The organism is bacterium (assembly GCA_024224155.1).
Lineage (GTDB): Bacteria > Acidobacteriota > Thermoanaerobaculia > Multivoradales > JAHEKO01 > CALZIK01.
On record JAAENP010000483.1, the window covers coordinates 1 to 1,732 of the forward strand.

At 64.5% G+C, this 1,732-nt stretch carries 1 protein-coding gene; it reads right to left on the bottom strand.

The annotated features are described in order from the left end of the window. Positions 1–256: 256 nt before the first annotated feature. Positions 257–1,732: TonB-dependent receptor (locus GY769_23300; GenBank protein MCP4204846.1), on the bottom strand; the 1,476-nt coding region annotated here is incomplete at its 5' end.

Consider the following 1,732-nt stretch of genomic DNA (forward strand, 5'->3'; position numbering starts at 1 on the left):
CCCCTTTGGGGGAGAGGGCCGGGGTGAGGGGGTCGCGCGCGGAGCGCGCGAATTGCTCAAGAGCGCGCCGATTCTACCATCTCGCCCATTCGGTCACCCCCCTCACCGGTCCCCTCTCCCCCCGCAGACGGGGGGAGAGGGGACCGGAGTCCGAGTTTCGCGAGCGCAGCGAGCCAGATTCCCGCAGCGACGATGGGAGCAAAAGAAAAGGAGGGGCTTGAAGCCCCTCCTTGACCGATCGATCAGGCGAACCGCTTTAGAACGAGAACTTCACGCCGAAGCGGAAGGTCTGCGGCCGCTGATAGTCGAGCGCCGAATTGAAGTCCGGGTTGCCGTTCGGGCAGGCCGTGCCGGGGCCGGTGCCGGCACCGCCGCACTCGTTCGGGTCGACGGTCGCGGTCAGGCGCTGGAAGGTCCAGTCCTGGTCGACCTGGCTCGGCTCCTGCTGGTCGGTGACGTTGAATACGTCGCAGATCAGCTTGAGCTCCCCTTTGTCCCCGATGTTGATCGGGTACTCGAAGTGGAGGTCGATGTTCCAGATGTCCGGCGTCGTGCCGAAGGAGCCACGCGGAATGACGAACCGCTCGCTGTTGCCGTAGATCGGATGCGCACCCAGCTTGCTGATCGGCGTGCCGCTCAGGAACTGGCCGTAGAAGCCGATCAGCAGATTGATCGGCGTGGCGTACGAGCCGTACACCTTGAACTGGTGCTCGCGATCGTTCGGTAACAGACCTTCGGCGCCGACCAGCAGACTCGGCAGGTCGTAGAGCGACGTGATGTTCGGATCGAGCTGGCCGTTGTCCTGACGGAACAGACCGCCGTAGTTGCCCTTGTTCTCCGAGTTCACGTAGCTCGCGAAGATCTGCCAGTTGTTGCTGTAGCGCTTCTGGACCGTCAGCTCGAGAGCCGTGTAGTCACGCGACGGCACGGGGAAGACCGCGGGCGTCGCCAGAGGCGCGCCAGTGACCGGATTGACCGTCACGGTGCCGCCAGGGTTGGTGATGAAGTAGGTGTTGCCACCATCCACCGAGATGTCCTCGATGACGTCCTCGATCGAGCGCTCGGTGTACTTGACGCCGACCGAGACATTGTCCGTCACTCCGTACTCGAAACCGATCAGCGCCTCTTCGGTGTACATCGGCTTGATGTCCGAGCTGACGCCGACGCCGGTGCCGAGCGGGTAGCTGTAGAACCAGGTGCCCGGGTTGGAGCCGGTGGGCAGGGAGCCGTCGGACGGGTAGTAGAAGTAGTAGAAGTTGAACAGCTCGGTGCCGAAGGCGCGCGCGTTGATGTCGAGCGGGACCGACTCGTAGAACCGGCCGAAGTGGCCGTAGAGCTTCGAGCGGCCGTTCCGGGTGACGTCGGCGGTGAAGCCGATGCGCGGCGCGACCATGTCGTCGAAGCTGAAGTCGAGCTGACGGTCGGGGAACTGGCTGTTGTCGATGAACTCACCGGTGTCCGGATCGGAGCCTCCGCCCCTGGAATTGAAGGCGTCGGCCCGGACACCCAGGTTGAGGGTGAAGTAGTCGCCGATGCGCAGCGAGTCCTGCAGGTAGACCGCCTCTTCGTCGGTCTCGCCCCTGGAATCCTGCTGGTACTCGAGCATCAGGCCGAAGCCGTTGAACAGCAGCCAGCGCTGGCCCTTGATGCCGGAGGGATCGTAGACGAAGCCGGTCTCGTCGACGCCGCCACCGTCGGAGGCCGGCGTCGGGCCGGGGTAACGGGCGTCGTC